The 16,404-nt window shown below is 65.9% G+C and carries 17 protein-coding genes; 8 read left to right on the top strand and 9 right to left on the bottom strand.

Annotation, left to right across the window (positions count from 1 at the left end):
* Positions 1-56: 56 nt before the first annotated feature.
* Genes ABIC94_RS14060 through ABIC94_RS14070 form a run of 3 tightly spaced genes read right to left on the bottom strand, consistent with a single transcriptional unit; the run spans position 57 to position 2,413 of the window.
* Positions 57-905, bottom strand: coding sequence for a fumarylacetoacetate hydrolase family protein (locus tag ABIC94_RS14060; RefSeq protein ID WP_354373610.1), 849 nt, complete (start codon positions 903-905; stop codon positions 57-59).
* Positions 906-935: 30 nt separating this feature from the next.
* Entirely contained in the window at positions 936-1,682 is a 747-nt protein-coding gene (locus ABIC94_RS14065) for an SDR family NAD(P)-dependent oxidoreductase (protein ID WP_354373611.1), read from the bottom strand.
* A complete protein-coding gene (locus ABIC94_RS14070; protein WP_354373612.1) occupies positions 1,679-2,413 on the bottom strand; it encodes an SDR family oxidoreductase in 735 nt (244 codons plus the stop codon). The genes ABIC94_RS14065 and ABIC94_RS14070 overlap by 4 nt, the downstream gene beginning before the upstream one ends.
* Before the next feature lie 136 nt (positions 2,414-2,549).
* Here ABIC94_RS14070 and ABIC94_RS14075 point away from each other — a divergent pair, with 136 nt between their 5' ends.
* The 6 genes from ABIC94_RS14075 (at position 2,550) to ABIC94_RS14100 (ending at position 9,135) form a co-directional block, all read left to right on the top strand.
* A complete protein-coding gene (locus tag ABIC94_RS14075) occupies positions 2,550-3,257 on the top strand; it encodes a FadR/GntR family transcriptional regulator (RefSeq protein ID WP_354373613.1) in 708 nt (235 codons plus the stop codon).
* A 49-nt stretch (positions 3,258-3,306) separates the two neighbouring features.
* Positions 3,307-4,302, top strand: a complete 996-nt coding sequence (locus ABIC94_RS14080; RefSeq protein ID WP_354373614.1) for a sialic acid TRAP transporter substrate-binding protein SiaP — start codon at positions 3,307-3,309, stop codon at positions 4,300-4,302.
* Between the two features lie 126 nt (positions 4,303-4,428).
* Positions 4,429-4,986 carry a TRAP transporter small permease gene (locus ABIC94_RS14085; RefSeq protein WP_354373615.1) on the top strand — a complete coding sequence of 186 codons (558 nt, stop codon included), beginning with the start codon at positions 4,429-4,431 and terminating at the stop codon, positions 4,984-4,986.
* A gap of 33 nt (positions 4,987-5,019) precedes the next feature.
* Positions 5,020-6,414 carry a TRAP transporter large permease gene (locus ABIC94_RS14090; RefSeq protein ID WP_354373616.1) on the top strand — a complete coding sequence of 465 codons (1,395 nt, stop codon included), beginning with the start codon at positions 5,020-5,022 and terminating at the stop codon, positions 6,412-6,414.
* 128 nt (positions 6,415-6,542) lie between these two features.
* Entirely contained in the window at positions 6,543-8,069 is a 1,527-nt protein-coding gene (locus ABIC94_RS14095) for a UxaA family hydrolase (protein WP_354373731.1), read from the top strand.
* 7 nt (positions 8,070-8,076) lie between these two features.
* Positions 8,077-9,135, top strand: coding sequence for a malate/lactate/ureidoglycolate dehydrogenase (locus tag ABIC94_RS14100; RefSeq protein WP_354373617.1), 1,059 nt, complete (start codon positions 8,077-8,079; stop codon positions 9,133-9,135).
* A 12-nt stretch (positions 9,136-9,147) separates the two neighbouring features.
* Here ABIC94_RS14100 and ABIC94_RS14105 read toward each other — a convergent pair whose 3' ends face one another.
* From ABIC94_RS14105 to slmA, 4 genes are all read right to left on the bottom strand, one after another.
* Positions 9,148-10,035, bottom strand: coding sequence for a DMT family transporter (locus tag ABIC94_RS14105; protein WP_354373618.1), 888 nt, complete (start codon positions 10,033-10,035; stop codon positions 9,148-9,150).
* A complete protein-coding gene (locus ABIC94_RS14110) occupies positions 10,028-10,843 on the bottom strand; it encodes a DUF2182 domain-containing protein (RefSeq protein WP_354373619.1) in 816 nt (271 codons plus the stop codon). The genes ABIC94_RS14105 and ABIC94_RS14110 overlap by 8 nt, the downstream gene beginning before the upstream one ends.
* 61 nt (positions 10,844-10,904) lie before the next feature.
* A complete protein-coding gene (locus ABIC94_RS14115; RefSeq protein ID WP_354373620.1) occupies positions 10,905-11,507 on the bottom strand; it encodes a DUF1326 domain-containing protein in 603 nt (200 codons plus the stop codon).
* Positions 11,508-11,691: 184 nt separating this feature from the next.
* Positions 11,692-12,345: a nucleoid occlusion factor SlmA gene (slmA, locus tag ABIC94_RS14120; RefSeq protein ID WP_354373621.1), complete on the bottom strand. Its 654-nt coding sequence runs from the start codon at positions 12,343-12,345 to the stop codon at positions 11,692-11,694.
* Between the two features lie 122 nt (positions 12,346-12,467).
* On the opposite strand from slmA, the gene galE reads away from it, so the two are divergent.
* The gene (gene galE, locus ABIC94_RS14125; protein WP_354373622.1) at positions 12,468-13,490 is read left to right on the top strand and encodes a UDP-glucose 4-epimerase GalE; all 1,023 of its coding nucleotides are present in this window, start codon (positions 12,468-12,470) and stop codon (positions 13,488-13,490) included.
* Between the two features lie 19 nt (positions 13,491-13,509).
* On the opposite strand, the gene argB is transcribed toward galE, so the two are convergent.
* Positions 13,510-14,403, bottom strand: a complete 894-nt coding sequence (gene argB, locus ABIC94_RS14130) for an acetylglutamate kinase (RefSeq protein WP_354373623.1) — start codon at positions 14,401-14,403, stop codon at positions 13,510-13,512.
* Positions 14,404-14,470: 67 nt separating this feature from the next.
* Entirely contained in the window at positions 14,471-15,568 is a 1,098-nt protein-coding gene (locus tag ABIC94_RS14135; RefSeq protein WP_354373624.1) for a glycosyltransferase family 4 protein, read from the bottom strand.
* Between the two features lie 45 nt (positions 15,569-15,613).
* Between ABIC94_RS14135 and ABIC94_RS14140 the strand changes: the two genes are divergently transcribed.
* Entirely contained in the window at positions 15,614-16,387 is a 774-nt protein-coding gene (locus ABIC94_RS14140; protein ID WP_354373625.1) for a glycosyltransferase family 2 protein, read from the top strand.
* Positions 16,388-16,404 lie beyond the last annotated feature (17 nt).

The following is a 16,404-nucleotide window of genomic DNA, read 5'->3' on the forward strand; positions in this document are numbered from 1 at the left end:
AAACAAAAAGGCGCGGCGGGCTCTCGCCCGCCGCGCCGTTGCTGGCCTTGGTCGGCTCAAAGCTTGAAAGGCACCACTTCCTGGCGCTGCTCGCCAAGCCCTTCGATGCCCAGCGTCATCACGTCGCCCTTCTTCAGGTAGAGCGGCGGCTTCATGCCCAGGCCCACGCCGGGCGGCGTGCCGGTGGTGATCACGTCGCCGGGCAAGAGCGTCATGAACTGGCTCAGGTAGCTCACGATCTTCGCGATGCTGAAGATCATGGTCTTGGTGCTGCCGGTCTGCATGCGCTTGCCGTTGAGGTCGAGCCACATCGACAGCTTTTGCGGGTTGGGCACTTCGTCGCGCGTTACCAGCCACGGGCCGAGGGGGCCGAAGGTGTCGCAACCCTTGCCCTTGTCCCAGGTGCCGCCGCGCTCGATCTGGAACTCGCGCTCGCTCACGTCGTTGATGGTGCAGTAGCCGGCCACGAAGTTGAGCGCGTCCTTTTGCGAGACGTAGCGCGCGCGCGTGCCGATGACCACGCCAAGCTCCACTTCCCAGTCGCTCTTGACCGAGTTCTTGGGCAGCATGACCGGATCGTTCGGCCCCTGGATGCAGCTGGTCGCCTTCATGAAGACCACCGGCTCCGCGGGGATCGGCAAGCCGGACTCGGCCGCATGGTCGGCATAGTTCAGGCCGATGGCGATGAACTTGCCGACATTGGCCACCGGGCTGCCGAAGCGCGGCTTGCCCTTGACCAGCGGAAGCTTGTCGACCTTGTGCTTGCGCAGCTTGGCAATGGCGGCGTCGCCGAGTTGTTCGGGCCCGATGTCCTTGACCAGCGCGCTCAGGTCGCGCAACTTGCCGTTGTCGTCGATGAGGCCGGGCTTTTCCTTGCCGGGATTGCCATAGCGAACGAGTTTCATGTTGTCCTTTCTTGGGGGGAGACTGATTAATTAGTAAGTGGAGCGGCCGCCGGAGAGGTCGAACACAGCGCCGGTGGAGAACGAGCAATCTTCGTTGCAGAGCCAGCCGACCATCGCGGCAACCTCTTCCACCGTGCCGAAGCGGCCCATGGGAATTTTCGAGCGCATGAACGCGATGTGCTCGGGTGTCATCTGGTCGAAGATAGCGGTCTTTACTGCCGCTGGCGTTACGCAGTTGACGCGAATGCCGGTGTCGGCCAGCTCTTTGCCCAGCGATTTGGTGAGCGCAATCACGGCGGCCTTGCTCGCACTGTAGGCGCTGGCGTTGGGGTTGCCCTCCTTGCCCGCCACCGAAGCGATGTTGACGATGCGGCCGTAGCCCTGCTTGCGCATCTGCGCCACCACTTCGCGGCAGCAGAGAAAGACGCCGTTGATGTTGACCTCCATCACCTGCCGCCAATCGTCCACCGGGTAGTCCCAGAGCTTGGTGTTGGGGCCGGTGATGCCGGCGCTGTTGACCAATGCGTCGATGCGCGGCGAATGCGCCAGCGTGGCCGCCACGGCAGCGACGACGGAAGGCTGCTGCGCCACGTCGACCTTCACCGCAAATGCCCTGGGACCCAGCGCCGCTGCGGCCTTGGTGGCCGCGGCCTCGTCGCGGTCCCACAGCGTGACGCTGCCGCCCGATGCGATCAGCCGTTCGGCGATGCCGTAGCCCAAGCCCGCTGCGCCGCCGGTCACCACGGCATGGCGGCCGGCGAAGTCGAGCTGGTTCATATGGTGAGGCCGCCGTCCACCGTGAAGGCCTGGCCGGTGGCGAACACCGATTCGTCGCTGGCCAGGAACACCACCACGGGTGCGATTTCCTCGGCTTGTGCGAGCCGCCCCATGGGCTGGCGGGCGATGAAGGCCTTGCGTGCCGCTTCGGGGTCTTCGTTGGCGTTGATGCGCTCGCCGAGCGAAGGCGTGTCGACCGTGCCGGGGCAGACGGCATTGCAGCGGATGCCGCGCGCCACGAAGTCCGCCGCCACGCTCTTGGTGAGGCCGAGCACCGCAGCCTTGGTGGTGCCGTACACAAAGCGGTTGGGCAGCCCCTTCATGCTGGAGCACACGCTCGCCATGTTGATGATGCTGCCGCTTCCTGCGGCCAGCATGCCGGGCAGCGCGGCCTGGATCGTCCAGAACTGCGCGCGCACGTTCAGGTTGAACGCGAACTCCAGGTCCTTGTCGGTGGCGTCGAGCGCAGTGCCGTTGTGCACCACGCCCGCGCAGTTGAACAGCACGTCGAGCGCGGGAAGACTCTTGAAGAAGGCGCCGATGGCGTCCTTGTCGAGCACGTCGAGCCTGGCCGTGCGAACGTTGGCCACGCCGGCGTAGCGCTCGAGCAGCTTCTCGTTCACGTCGGTTGCCCAGACCTGTGCGCCTTCGGCCGCCATGGCGAGCACGCTCGCATGGCCAATGCCTTGTCCGGCCGCCGTCACGAGCACGGTCTTGCCCTTGAGTCTCATGCATGTCTCCTTGAAAGATGGGAACCGGCCCGTTCAGGGTTTGGCCTGATGGCAATGGCGCGGTGCGGATCGTATTCTGAATTGGCCTTACCACTTGTCCAATTCAGGACAACCCTTAACCCCTGACAACAACCCCGTGCCGCTCCAGACCGTCGAACCCCAGCGCTTGTACCGCCAGATTGCCGACCAGCTCCGCGGGCTGATCGGCGAGGGCGAATTCGCGGTCGGCGCGCGGCTGCCGGCCGAACGCGACCTGGCCAAGCAGCTCGGGGTGAGCCGGCCCTCGGTGCGCGAGGCGCTGATTGCGCTCGAGGTCGAAGGCTGGGTCGAGGTTCGCACGGGCTCGGGCGTGTATGTGCTCGACCGGTCGCATCGCGCAAGCAAGCCGGTGGCGCCCACGGAATGGGGGCCGCTGGAGCTGATTCGCGCGCGCCGCGTGATCGAGGGCGAAACGGCAGCCATTGCGGCCACCATCGGCAAGCGCAAGGACGTCGACGCCATGAGCCGCGCCATCGAACTGATGCGCGAACTCGCCGACCGCGAAGTGCTGCCCCTGGACGGCGACCGCGCGTTCCACGTGGCCATCGTCACCGCCAGCGGGAACGCCGTGCTGATCGAAACGGTGCAAAGCTTCTGGGATTCCCGCAACGGGCCGATCTTCACGCGCCTGGGCGGCTATTTCGAAACGGTGCCCTCCTGGCGCTCGGCCATTGCCGAGCACGAGGCCATTCGCGATGCGGTGGCCGCACACGACGCCGAGGGCGCGCGTGCCGCGATGCACACCCACATGGACAACTCGCACCAGAGATTCAGCGCGAGCTGGCGCCGCGCAAAAGCCTCCTGAATCGCCAGCAGCATTTCCTTTCAGCCACTACTACAACGGAGACAAACCGATGAACAGCAAACGCAACACCTTGAAAGCCATCGCCGCCTGCGCCCTGGCGGCCACCGCCCTGGGCGCCTACGGCATCGCCGGCGCGCAAACCAAGCTCAAGTGGGCGCACGTGTACGAAACCTCGGAGCCGTTCCACAAGTATTCCGTGTGGGCCGCCGAAGAGATCAAGAAGCGCACCAATGGCAAGTACGACATCCAGGTGTTCCCGGCCTCCAGCCTGGGCAAGGAAGCGGACATCAACCAGGGCATGACGCTCGGAACGGTCGACATCGTTCTGACCGGCGCCAGCTTTGCGGGCAACACCTACAAGCCGCTGGCCGTGACCTACTTTCCGTTCATCTTCCGCGATGCGGAGCATCTGCTGAAGTACGCCAAGAGCGATGTGTTCCAGGAGCTTGCCAAGGGCTACGACGACAAGAGCGGCAACCACATCACGGCGCTCAACTACTACGGCGCGCGGCACGTCACCTCGAGCGCCGCCAAGCCCGTGACCAAGCCCGAGGACATGAAGGGCCTGAAGATCCGCGTGCCCGACGCGCCGGCCTACCTGGCCTTCCCGAAGGCACTGGGCGCCAACGCCACGCCCATCGCCTTCGCCGAGGTCTATCTTGCGCTGCAGAACAACACGGTCGATGCGCAAGAGAACCCGCTGCCGACCATCGAAGCCAAGAAGTTCTTCGAGGTGCAGAAGAACATCTCGCTCACGGGCCACATCATCGATTCGCTGCTCACCGTGACCTCCGGCCAGCTGTGGGGCAAGCTTTCGGCCGACGAGAAGAAGATCTTCACCGAGGTGATGCAGGAAGCCGCTGAAAAAACGGGCCGCGACATCATCGCTTCGGAAGCCCGCCTGGTCGAGGAGTTCAAGAAGAAGGGCAACAACGTGATCACGGTAGACAAGGCCGCGTTCCGCGAAGCCGTGCTGAAGAACACCAAGCCCACGGACCACGGCTATCGCCAGCAGGACTACGACCGCATCACTGCAATTAAGTAAACCCCCAGTCTGCGCGCACTTCGTGTCGCTTCGCCCACCCCCTTGCAGGGGGCAACACCAGCGGCCCGGCAAAGCCGGTTCCGCGGTGTTTCTGGAATGGGCCCGCACCCTTTCACGAGACTTGGCATGACCGAACAGAAAATCATTGATGACGAAGGCCACTTCCACGCAGAAGACGAGGCCGTCGACCTTTCCCACACCATTGCCGAAGGCTGGATCTCGCTCGCGATCTTCTGGATGCTCGGGCTCACGGTGTTCTACCAGTTCATCACGCGCTACGTGATGAACGACTCGGCCGCATGGACGGAAGAAGTGGCGCGCTACATGCTGATTGCGGTGGTCTTCATCGGTGCGGCCATCGGCGTGGCGAAGAACAACCAGATCCAGGTCGACTTCTTCTATCGCCACATGCCGGCGACCATGGGCCGCTGGATGTCGCGCGCAGTCGACGTGCTGCGCACTGCCTTCTTCGTTGCGGCCGTAATCATGACGGTGCAGATGATGCTGAAGATCGGCAACAACACGCGCATGACCATCGTCGATGCACCGATGAACATCGTCTACGCGCTGTGCCTGTTCGGCTTCATTGCAATGACCTGGCGCTCTATCCAGGTGGCACGCATTCACTGGAAGCGCGGCTACAGCGTGCTCGAACGACCCGAATCCACCCTGGCCGACCACTGAGCCCTGAGCCCTGAGCCCGACGAGAACAACTGCATGCTGAAAATATTCTTCCTGATCTTCATGGCGGGCGGCATTCCGGTGGCCGTGGCCATGGCCGGCGCTTCGCTGGCCTACATCCTCGTGAGCGGCAGCCTGCCGCCTTTCGTCGTCATCCACCGGATGGTGAGCGGTATCGACAGCTTCCCACTGCTGGCGGTGCCTTTCTTCATCCTGGCCGGCAACCTGATGAACAACGCGGGCATCACCACCCGCATCTACAACTTCGCGCTTGCGCTGGTCGGCTGGCTCAAGGGGGGCCTCGGCCATGTGAACGTGCTCGGTTCGGTGATCTTCGCGGGCATGAGCGGCACCGCCATTGCCGATGCCGCGGGCCTGGGCACGATCGAGATCAAGGCGATGAAGGAGCACGGCTATTCGACCGAGTTTGCGGTCGGCGTGACCGCCGCATCGGCCACGCTGGGCCCGATCATTCCGCCCAGCCTGCCGTTCGTGATCTACGGGATGATGGCCAACGTGTCGGTAGGAGCGCTGTTCCTCGCGGGCATCTTGCCCGGCGCGCTGCTGGCCATATTGATGATGCTCACGGTGGCCTACTTTGCCCACCGCAACGGCTGGGGCGGCGACGTCAAGTTCTCGAGCACGCGATTCTTCAAGGCCATGTGCGAGCTGGCCGTGGTGATCGGCTGGCCGCTCCTGATCTGGCTGCTGGTGTCCAAGCTGGGCACGCCGCCGCAGCTCACGGTGTTTGCGGGCCTGGCGTCGCTCTTCGTGCTCGACAGGATTTTCAAGTTTGAGGCGCTGCTGCCCATCATGACGCCGGTGCTGCTGATCGGCGGCATGAGCACGGGCCTGTTCACGCCCACCGAAGGCGCGATTGCCGCCTGCGTATGGGCCATGATTCTCGGCTTCGCCTGGTACAAGACGCTGTCCTGGAAGATGTTCGTCAAGGTCTGCCTTGACACCATCGAGACCACGTCGACCGTGCTGTTCATCGTGGCCGCGGCCTCCATCTTCGGCTGGATGCTGACCGCCACCGGCGTGACCACCGACATTGCGAGCTGGGTGCTGGGCTTCACCAAGGAAGCCTGGGTGTTCCTGCTGCTGGCCAACCTGCTGATGCTGTTCGTGGGCTGCTTCCTGGAGCCCACGGCCGCCATCACCATCTTGGTTCCGATCCTGCTGCCGATTGCCACGCAGCTGGGCGTCGACCCGATTCACTTCGGCCTGGTGATGGTGCTGAACCTGATGATCGGCCTGCTGCATCCGCCGATGGGCATGGTGCTGTTCGTGCTGGCGCGCGTGGCGGGGCTGAGCTTCGAGCGCACGACGATGGCGATCTTGCCGTGGCTCATTCCGCTGCTGCTGGCATTGGTCGTGATTACCTATGTGCCCTCATTGGTACTGTGGCTGCCGAAAATGTTCTTCTGAGAAATGTTGCACACCCCCAGTCTTCGCGCACTTCGTGTCGCTTCGCCAACCCCCTTGCAGGGGGCAACACCAGCGGCCCGGCAAAGCCGGTTCCGCGGTGTTCCCCAGGAGATTCATCCATGACATCCATGACCCCGTTTATTCGTCTCCATCCGGCCGACGATGTCGTGATCGCGCGCAGCCAGCTGGTCGGCGGCGCGAAGGTCGAAGACTTTGCCGTGCGCGGCCTCATTCCCGCCGGGCACAAGGTGGCGACACATGCCATTGCCGCGGGCGAGCCGGTGCGCCGCTACAACCAGATCATCGGCTTTGCGAGCAAGCCGATTGCCGCCGGCGAGCACGTGCACACGCACAACCTCGACATGGGCCCGGACAAGGGCGACTTCGAACGCGACTACGCCTTTGGTGCCGACGTGAAGCCTGCGCCCGCCAAGCGCGAGGCCACCTTCATGGGCATCAAGCGGGCGGACGGCCGCGTGGCCACGCGCAACTACATCGGCGTGCTGACGAGCGTGAACTGCTCGGCCACCGCTGCGCGCGCCATTGCGGACCACTTCTCGCGCAAGACCAATCCGTCGGCGCTGGCGGATTACCCGAACGTCGACGGCATCGTGGCGCTCACGCACGGCACGGGTTGCGGCATGGACACGCAGGGCATGGGCATGCAGATCCTGGAGCGCACGCTCACGGGCTATGCCACGCACCCCAACTTTGCTGGCGTGCTGGTGGTGGGCCTGGGGTGCGAGGCGAACCAGATCAACGCCTGGCTCGCGACCGGCCACCTGGCCGAGGGTGAGAACTTCCGCACCTTCAACATCCAGGACACCGGCGGTACGCGCAAGACGGTCGAGAAAGGCATTGCGCTGATCAACGAGATGCTGCCGCGCGCCAACGCGGCGAAGCGCGAGCCCTGCAGCGCAGCGCACATCACGATCGGGCTTCAGTGCGGCGGCTCGGACGGGTATTCGGGCATAAGCGCCAACCCGGCACTGGGTGCGGCGGTCGACCTGCTGGTGGCGCACGGCGGCACGGCCATCCTCAGCGAAACGCCCGAGGTCTATGGCGCCGAGCACTTGCTCACGCGCCGCGCCGTAAAGCGCGAGGTGGGCCAGAAGCTGGTGGACCGCATCAAGTGGTGGGAGCACTACACCCAGATCAACGAAGGCGAGATGAACAACAACCCCTCGCCGGGCAACAAGGCGGGCGGCCTCACGACGATTCTCGAAAAGTCGCTCGGCGCGGTGGCCAAGGGCGGCACCAGCAATCTCGAGGCGGTGTACGAATACGCCGAGCCGGTCACGGCGCACGGCTTCGTCTACATGGACACGCCGGGCTACGACCCCGTGAGCGCCACCGGGCAGGTGGCCGGCGGCGCGAACATCATCTGCTTCACGACCGGGCGCGGCTCGGCCTACGGCTGCGCGCCCTCCCCTTCGCTCAAGCTCGCGACCAATTCGGCGCTGTGGCAGCGGCAGGAAGAGGACATGGACATCAACTGCGGCGAGATCGTGGACGGCACGTCGTCGATCCAGGAAATGGGCCAGCGCATCTTTGAACTGGTCTTGGCCACTGCGTCCGGCGAACCATCGAAAAGTGAGAAACACGGCTACGGCCAGAACGAATTCGTGCCGTGGCAAGTCGGCGCCGTGATGTAAGGAACCTATGCCCCAAACTCTTCCAGCTTCTGATCTCCGTTCGCACTGCGCCCGCATCCTGGTCGCCGCGGGCAGCACGCCGGCAGAAGCCGAACAGGTAGCCGCCAACCTGGTGCTGGCCAACCTGAGCGGCCATGATTCGCATGGCGTGGGCATGCTGCCGCGCTATGTGGATGCGGTGGCCGAGGGCGGGCTCGTGCCCAACGCGTCGGTCAAGGTCAATGCCGACATCGGCACGATGCTCGCGCTCGACGGCCAGCATGGCTACGGGCAGATCGTCGGCGTGCAGGCGATGGAACTCGGCATCGCGCGTGCAAAGCAGCACGGCAGCTGCATCTTCACGCTCGCGAATGCGCACCACCTGGGCCGCATCGGGCACTTCGCCGAAATGGCAACGGCCGAAGGCTTGGTCTCGATGCACTTCGTCAACGTGCTGTCACGGCCCGTGGTGGCGCCGTGGGGCGGCGGGGACGGACGCTTCGGCACCAATCCGTGCTGCATCGGCATTCCGCTGGCGGGGGCCGAGCCCTTCCTGCTCGACTTCGCGACCAGCCGCGTGGCGCAGGGCAAGATGCGCGTCGCCCACAACAAGGGCGAACGGGTGCCCGACGGCTACCTGATCGACGAGCGCGGCGCGCCGACCAACGACCCCGGGGTGGTGGTGGTGCCGCAGGCCAACGGCCTGTTCGGCGCGCTCATGACTTTCGGCGAGCACAAGGGTTACGGCATGGCGATGGCCTGCGAGCTGCTGGGCGGCGCACTCACCGGCGGAGGAACCTGGCACCGCCCGGCCGATACCGCCCGCACGGTGCTCAACGGCATGCTGACGATACTGATCGACCCTGCCAAGCTGGGAACCCAGGCCAGCTTTGCGCAGGAAGCGACGGCGTTCGTCGAATGGCTGCGCCAGAGCCCGCCGGGTACGGGCTTCGACCAGGTGCAGATCGCCGGCGAACCGGAACGCGCCGCGCGCGTGGCGCGGGAGCGCGACGGCATCTGGCTGGACGATGCGACGTGGGGGGAAATCGTCGCGGCCGGGGCCAAGGTGGACGTGGCCGTCGCGTAAAGGCTCGCGCTGCTAGCGGCGCGCGTTGCGCGACTTCTGGCTCAGCACGATCGCAATGCCGCCCAGAATGGCCACCGAGGCGGCCGCGAGCCGCGGCGTGATCGCTTCCGAAAGCAGCAGCACGCCGCCGATTGCAGCCAGGAGCGGCACCGACAGCTGCACGGTGGCCGCCTGCATGGCCGACAGACGGGCCAGCGCCGCATACCAGACGACATAGCCGAGGCCCGAGGTCAATGCGCCGGAAGCCACGGCCAGCGCGATGCCGGTGGCATCCACATGGGCGCGGGCCACGAAGACAAGGCTCAGCGCCAGGGCCAGCGGCACGGCACGCGTGAAATTCCGGGCTGTGGCGGCCAGCGGATCGGCCACGCCGCGGCCGCGGAGCGAATACACGCCCCACGCCACGCCGGCGATAGCCATCAGCACGGCGCCGAGAAGCGGCGGCGCGGTGACGCCGGGCAACACCAGGTAGACCAGCCCGCCGGCCGCCAGCACGAAGCCGAGCCACGCAACCGGCCCGAAGCGCTCGCCGGAGCCCAGGCCCGCGCCGAGCATGGTGAGCTGAACCGCACCGAACAGAATCAGCGCGCCCGTGCCCGCGGACAAAGAGAGGTAAGCGAAAGAAAAGAATGCCACGTAAGCGAACAGCATCGCGGCCGCGAGCCAGTCGGCCCTGTCGGGCGAAGCAGGCCGCGCCCGGAGCTGCACGACGATTGCAAGCGTGATCGCACCGGAAACCAGCCGGATGCTGCCGAAGCTGGCGGGATCGATGCCCCGCTGCTGCAGCGCCAGCCGGCACAACAGCGAATTGGCCGCGAACGCGACCATGGCCACCACGGTGAGGGCGACGGTCTGCAGGGTGGACGGCGCGCGGCGCGCTTCGGACATGGCTTCAGACATGGGTCGCCACCATGAACACGGCCCAGCCCAGCAGCGCGAACCCGAGCGGCGCGCTGAGTCGATGGCCCCAGGGAACGTTCTTTTCCAGCGCCATGACGGCGGCAAGCAGGAGCATCCAGCCGAGACTGCCGGTGCCGAGCGCGAACATCAACAACATCAGCGCCCAGCAACAGCCGACGCAGAACAGGCCGTGGTGCGCGCCCAGCGCGAATGCTTGCCTGGCCTGCGCCTGCCCCCGCCAATGCTCGATGACGAAGCTCAGCGGCGTGCGGCACTTCTCCAGGCACCGGTGCTTGAGGCGGCTGAACTGGAAGGCGCCGGCCAGCGCGATGGTCGCGGCGCCGATCACCCAGCCATGCCAGGCCAGCGTCGGCGCGCTGGCAAGCAGGGCCAGCACCCCGCTGTGGAGCGCGTGCGCCAGCAGCCCGAAGGCACCCCACACCGCCATGTAGCCCAGCCCCAGCAGCACGAGCAGGCGCGCGTGGTCCGGGCGCCCCGCGGTCAACCGGTCGAAGGCGTTGAACAGCGGCAGCGTGGTCGGCAGCATCATGGCCGCCGTCATGAGGATCCACGCAGCGGCGTAGAGCACCGCGGGCACGACCACGTTGCCGGCGGGAATGGCCTGGCACAGGAACGCGGCCGGACCCGAGGCGGTCCAGTCGCCGTGTTCGAGATAGCGCCCGTAAGGGCTGCGTGCCCAGGCCCACAACACCATCCACGCGAGCGTGACCAGTGCGGCGAGAACCGGCAGGAACACGCGGCGGTGGCGCACGGCGTTGCGCGGCGGCAAGCCGGCCGTCGGATTCATTGGGCGACCTCCGTGCTTCGCACTGCGGTGCGAGCTTGCTTGGGGCGGCCCGGCGCGGCGCTCATGAATCGAAGACGAAGGTGCTCTGCAGGGCGTTGTGGTTCTTGATGTCGAGGTCGATGCCCAGCGCGGCATTCTTCGAGCGGTAGGTCGGGGCCTTGCCGACGAACACCGGCGCGCCCGGAACGGTGGAGAACACGGTGTCGGAAAGGGTGGTCTGGCCGCCGGTCGCGCCGCGATAGGGCTCGAGTTCGGCGTAGTAGTCCTTGCCGATTTCCAACTCGCCCTTGCCTTCGTTCACAGTGAAGCGAATGGGCGCCCGCTCGACCGACACCACCTGGCCAATGAGCGCTGCCAGGTCGGCGATCGGTCCGCCGGCCTGCCCGGTGTAGACCTTGAGCAGCGCCTCTTCCTGCGCCTTGGATGCGTTGTCGTCGACGAAGATCGCCGCCGTCCAGTTGCCTTCCAGGATGTTTCCGGGGACATGCGCCACGGCCGCGATGGTGTTGCCACCGACATCGACGCCGTCGATGGTTCCCTTGTCGATGCGCCACGCGACGATGGTGTCGCAGGTGCCGTTGTCAGGATCCTCGCCGATCCAGCAGGGGCACAGGACGTTGCAGTTGCAGACCTCGAGCAGGCGACCTTCCAGGTGATAGCTCATACGAACCTCCGTTCAGAAGCCACACGAACACGGACTTGTCGCCGCAACTCGGCGGCAAGGGGGGCGCTGATCCTACGCTTCGCAACGAAGCAAGTCGAGCGCGCCACCCGGCCCCGCGCCGACCCCTGGGTACCCTGCGGCCGGCGCGGCCTGGCGGAAGTAGCCGACCGAGCGGTCCTGCCGGCTAGACGATCAGCGCGATCGTGGCTTCGAGATGTTCCGACGGTAGGCGGCGGAAGCCCGAGCGCGTGAAACGCTGCAACTGGCCGACCACGAAGGCCGTGAGCGCGGCGGCGCGCACCTGCGCATCCACGCTGGGAGTCGCGGAGCCGTCCGCGGCGGCGGTGCTTCGCAGCACCTGGCGCAGGGTCGCTTCGATCTTGTCGAAGAACTGGTTCATGCGCTGCTGGAGCCGCTCGTTCTCGAACACCAGCGCGTCACCCACCATGACGCGCGTCATGCCCGGGTTGCGCTCGGCAAACTGCACGAGCAGCGTGAGAATTCTTGCGGCCTGCTGCGCGCCCGTCGCACCTTCGCGCTCAAGGATCTGGTTCACCAGCGTGAAGACGCTCTGCTCGATGAAATCGATGAGGCCCTCGAACATCTGGGCCTTGCTGGCGAAATGGCGGTAAAGCGCGGCCTCGCTGACGTCCAGCCGCGCGGCCAATGCCGCGGTGGTCACCCGCTCGGCACCGGGCTGTTCCAGCATGGCGGCCAGCGCCTGCAAGATCTGCACGCGCCTCTCCCCTGGCTTGGGGCGCTTTCGCACCGGGGCGGCGGCTGCCAGCGTCTCTGTTGGAGTTTCTACGCCGGGATAGCTTGTCTCTTCGTTCTGCATGGGAGCGCGTGCAAAGATGTAATCAATTGATTCTCGCACAGGGCTGCTCGCAGTGAGCGCGTGCAAACCAGCCCCGGGAAAGCTCGTACAGAATCGGGCCCTGCAAACAGGAAAGAGTTCACATGTCCCAAAGCAGCGTTCTGGTGACCGGCGGTGCGGGCTTCATCGGCAGCCACACCTGCGTGGCGCTGGCGGCCGCCGGCTATGTGCCGGTGATTCTGGACAACCTGGGCAACAGCGATGTCCGGGTGCTCGAACGCTTGCGCCAGATCTCGGGCAGCGCGCCGCGGCTGATCGAGGGCGACGTACGCGACAGGGCCCTGCTCGACCGTGTATTGGGCAGCGAACGCTTCTCGGCCGTGATTCACTTTGCAGGCCTCAAGGCCGTCGGCGACTCGGTGGCCGACCCGCTCGCCTACTACGACAACAACGTGCACGGCAGCTTCGTGCTTGCCTCGGCCATGCAGCAGGCGGGGGTCAGGACGTTGATTTTTTCGTCTTCCGCCACGGTGTACGGCGAACCCGACCACTCCCCCATTCCGGAGGATGCGCCCTGCCGGCCAGCCAACCCCTACGGGCGCTCGAAGCAGATGGTGGAAGAAGCGCTCGCCGATCTGCACCGCGCCGAGGCCGGGTGGCGCATTGCGCTGCTGCGGTATTTCAACCCGGTCGGCGCGCATGAAAGCGGGCTCATCGGCGAACACCCGCAAGGCAAGCCGAACAACCTGATGCCCTTCGTGTGCCAGGTGGCGGTGGGGCAGCGAGACAAGCTGGTCATCCACGGCAACGACTATCCGACGCCCGACGGCACCGGCGTGCGCGACTACGTGCATGTGATGGACCTGGCCGAAGGCCACGTCGCGGCCCTGCAGCACGCGCAGACCCATCCGGGCCTGGTCACGCTGAACCTCGGCACAGGCCGCGGCGCGTCCGTGCTGGAGGTCGTGCATGCCTTCGAACGCGCGAGCGGGCGGTCGCTCCCCTATGAAATCGGTCCACGCCGGCCCGGCGATGTGCCTGCGTATTGGGGTGACCCTTCGCTTGCGCAGGCGACCTTGGGGTGGCGTGCGCATCGCGGGCTGGACCAGATGTGTGCGGACAGCTGGCGCTGGCAGCAAGGCAATCCGAACGGGTACGAGGGCTGAGGCCAGCCCTGCAGGTGCCTCAGCGCGCGCGGATCATCGTGCCGTAGGCCTGGTCGGTCAGGATTTCGAGCAGCATGGCGTGCGGCACGCGGCCGTCGATGATGTGCACCGCGTTGACGCCGCTCTTCGCGGCATCGAGCGCGCCTTCGATCTTGGGCAGCATGCCGCCCGAGATGGTGCCGTCGGCGAACAGGTCGTCGATTTCGCGCGCGCTCAGGTTGGTGAGCAGGTTGCCGTTCTTGTCGAGCACGCCGGGCGTGTTGGTCAGGAGCATGAGCTTCTCGGCCTTGAGCACCGTGGCGAGCTTGCCTGCGACGACGTCGGCATTGATGTTGTAGCTCTCGTTCTCCTCACCGAAGCCGATCGGGCTGACCACGGGGATGAAGGCGTCGTCCTGCAGCGCCTTGACCACGCTGGGGTCGATGGAAACGATGTCGCCGACCTGGCCCACGTCGTGGTGCAGGTTGGGGTCGGTGCGGTCCGCCATCTTGAGTTTTTGCGCCCGGATCATGCCGCCGTCGCGCCCGGTCAGGCCCACGGCCTTGCCGCCGGCCTGGTTGATGAGGCCCACGATGTCCTGCTGCACCTCGCCGGCCAGCACCCATTCGACCACTTCCATGGTCTCGGCGTCGGTCACGCGCATGCCCTGGATGAAGCTGCCCTTCTTGCCCAGCCGGTTGAGCGCCGCCTCGATCTGCGGGCCGCCGCCGTGCACCACCACCGGGTTCATGCCCACCAGCTTGAGCAGCACCACGTCTTCCGCAAAGTCGGCCTGCAGGGCCGGGTCGGTCATGGCGTTGCCGCCGTATTTGATGACGATGGTCTTGCCGTGGAACTTGCGGATGTAGGGCAGCGCCTGGGCCAATATCTCGGCCTTGTCGCGCGGAGGAATGTTGAGGACGGGGTCGGTCATGGGCGGGCAGGCTCCAAAACGGTGAGGAGGACGATGAATAGAGGAAATTGTCGCAACAACGATGCCGTCACGGGCGCAGCCAGCGCGGCACCTTGAATCGCACGATCATCAGGTACGCGCCCACATACGTCGTGACGAACAGCAGGCAGAACAGCATCAGCACGACGGTGTTGTTCCAGAACAGCACGGCTGGCACCACCGACAGCGCTGCGAACATCCACAGGTAGGGAGACGTCCTGTTGTTGCGGGCGAGCAATTGCCGGGCTTCGTCGTCCGCGAACGCCACCCGCACGATGCGGCGAAAAATGAGCTGGTGGAAATGCAGCGCATCGGCCGTGCCGGGCGACTGCCCGCGCGCAAGCTTGCGGTAGATGGAAAACAGCGTCTCCCAGACCGGGTAGATCAGCAGCAGCATCGGGAACCATGGCGAAACGACGCGGTGGCGCTGCACCAGGGTTACACAGGCCACGGCAATCACCATGCCCCACACGTAGGCGCCGCCGTCGCCGGCAAAGATCTTGCCGCGCGGGTAGTTCCAGATCAGGAAACCGACGGTGGCGCCGACCAGGCAGACCATCATCGCCGCGAGTTGGCGGTCGCCCACCTGCAGGGCCACGTGCGAAATGGCAAGGCAGACCAGAACGGCCACGGTGCCCGCGAGCCCGTTGTAGCCATCGATGATGTTGAAGGCGTGGGGCAGGCCGCCGATGGCCAGGGCCGCGAACAGCACGGCGCCGTAAGGAACCATTGCCAGCCAGCCGTCGACGGCCTCGACGCCGGTGCGCGACAGGCTGAGCCCCAGCAGCCAGCACGCCAGCAAGGCGGACCCGATGGTGAGCCCCAGCCGGTAGCGCACCCGGACGTTCTGCGTCACGTCTTCGACGATGCCGGCGATGACGGCCGGTGCAATGCACAGCAGCGTGAGCATCGAGGTCTTGACCGGCCACGACACGTTGAACGGATCGGTTCCGGTGACGCCGGCCGCCAGCCAGGCCACCCCCATGCCGAACATGATGCCGGCGCCGCCGAGCCGGGGCACGTGGCCCTTGTGGAAGCGCTGGGGCATGTCCGTGCCGTAGAGCCGCGCATGCCTGCGTGCCCGGCGCATGAACAGCTGGACCGCGAAGGCGGAGGCAAAAAAACTGATGACGATCAGAGCAATCATGTGTGGGTGTTGGGGAACTCTAGAATTCCCGAGCGAAATTAGACCATGCCAGCGCCCTCCCCCTCCTTTCCCCCCATCACCGTTTCGATCGTCAGTCACGGTCAGCTCGCGCTGATACGGCCGCTGCTCGAGCAGCTGAACTGCTTCAGCGAGGCGTCGACCGCCAAGGTCGTGCTCACGCTGAACATCCCCGAACCCGACGTGCTGGCGGGCCTGGAGTGGCGCTTTCCGGTCGAGCGCATCGAAAACGCCAGCCCCAAGGGATTCGGCGCCAACCACAACCAGGCCTTCGAACGCTGCGAAACGCCGTGGTTTCTGGTGCTCAACCCGGACATCCGCTTCGACGGCGACGTGCTGGCGCCGCTGATGGCACAGGCCGCACCCGAGGCCGGCCTGCTGACGCCGCGCATTCTGGAACCGGGCAAGAACACACCCGAGCAGCATCGCGAGATCATCACTCCGCTCGAAATCGTGACCCGCCGCAGGCCCGGCTATGTGCGCCCGGCGGTGCCGGCCTGGATTCCGGGCCTGTTCATGCTGTTTCGCAGCGACGCCTACCGCCAGATCGGCGGCTTCGACGAGCGCTTTTTCATGTACGGCGAAGACTTCGACATCTGCGCCCGGACCCAACTCGCGGGCTGGAAGCTGCAGGTGGGAGAAGACCTGCTGGCGCGCCACGAGGCCCAGCGCGCGAGCCGCAGCAGCAAGAAGCACCTGTACTGGCACGTGACCAGCCTGCTGAAGGTATGGACCTCGGCCGCCTTCTGGCGCTACAGGCGGCTCAGAGCGAGCGCGCAGCCGTCGACTTCCGCGCGCTGAAGCTGAAGCTGAGGCTG

Origin of the sequence: Variovorax paradoxus (assembly GCF_040544635.1) — a bacterium.
Classification (GTDB): domain Bacteria; phylum Pseudomonadota; class Gammaproteobacteria; order Burkholderiales; family Burkholderiaceae_C; genus Variovorax; species Variovorax paradoxus_R.

What these genes read in the sequence shown, in the direction of transcription:
- ABIC94_RS14080 (WP_354373614.1), top strand. Translation starts at nt 3,307, where the DNA reads ATGAACAGCAAACGCAACACCTTGAAAGCCATCGCCGCCTGCGCCCTG.
- ABIC94_RS14095 (WP_354373731.1), top strand. Translation starts at nt 6,543, where the DNA reads ATGACCCCGTTTATTCGTCTCCATCCGGCCGACGATGTCGTGATCGCG.
- ABIC94_RS14090 (WP_354373616.1), top strand. Translation starts at nt 5,020, where the DNA reads ATGCTGAAAATATTCTTCCTGATCTTCATGGCGGGCGGCATTCCGGTG.
- ABIC94_RS14140 (WP_354373625.1), top strand. Translation starts at nt 15,614, where the DNA reads ATGCCAGCGCCCTCCCCCTCCTTTCCCCCCATCACCGTTTCGATCGTC.
- ABIC94_RS14115 (WP_354373620.1), bottom strand. Translation starts at nt 11,507, where the DNA reads ATGAGCTATCACCTGGAAGGTCGCCTGCTCGAGGTCTGCAACTGCAAC.
- ABIC94_RS14070 (WP_354373612.1), bottom strand. Translation starts at nt 2,413, where the DNA reads ATGAGACTCAAGGGCAAGACCGTGCTCGTGACGGCGGCCGGACAAGGC.
- argB (WP_354373623.1), bottom strand. Translation starts at nt 14,403, where the DNA reads ATGACCGACCCCGTCCTCAACATTCCTCCGCGCGACAAGGCCGAGATA.
- ABIC94_RS14105 (WP_354373618.1), bottom strand. Translation starts at nt 10,035, where the DNA reads ATGTCTGAAGCCATGTCCGAAGCGCGCCGCGCGCCGTCCACCCTGCAG.
- ABIC94_RS14135 (WP_354373624.1), bottom strand. Translation starts at nt 15,568, where the DNA reads ATGATTGCTCTGATCGTCATCAGTTTTTTTGCCTCCGCCTTCGCGGTC.
- galE (WP_354373622.1), top strand. Translation starts at nt 12,468, where the DNA reads ATGTCCCAAAGCAGCGTTCTGGTGACCGGCGGTGCGGGCTTCATCGGC.
- ABIC94_RS14060 (WP_354373610.1), bottom strand. Translation starts at nt 905, where the DNA reads ATGAAACTCGTTCGCTATGGCAATCCCGGCAAGGAAAAGCCCGGCCTC.
- ABIC94_RS14100 (WP_354373617.1), top strand. Translation starts at nt 8,077, where the DNA reads ATGCCCCAAACTCTTCCAGCTTCTGATCTCCGTTCGCACTGCGCCCGC.
- ABIC94_RS14065 (WP_354373611.1), bottom strand. Translation starts at nt 1,682, where the DNA reads ATGAACCAGCTCGACTTCGCCGGCCGCCATGCCGTGGTGACCGGCGGC.
- slmA (WP_354373621.1), bottom strand. Translation starts at nt 12,345, where the DNA reads ATGCAGAACGAAGAGACAAGCTATCCCGGCGTAGAAACTCCAACAGAG.
- ABIC94_RS14110 (WP_354373619.1), bottom strand. Translation starts at nt 10,843, where the DNA reads ATGAATCCGACGGCCGGCTTGCCGCCGCGCAACGCCGTGCGCCACCGC.
- ABIC94_RS14085 (WP_354373615.1), top strand. Translation starts at nt 4,429, where the DNA reads ATGACCGAACAGAAAATCATTGATGACGAAGGCCACTTCCACGCAGAA.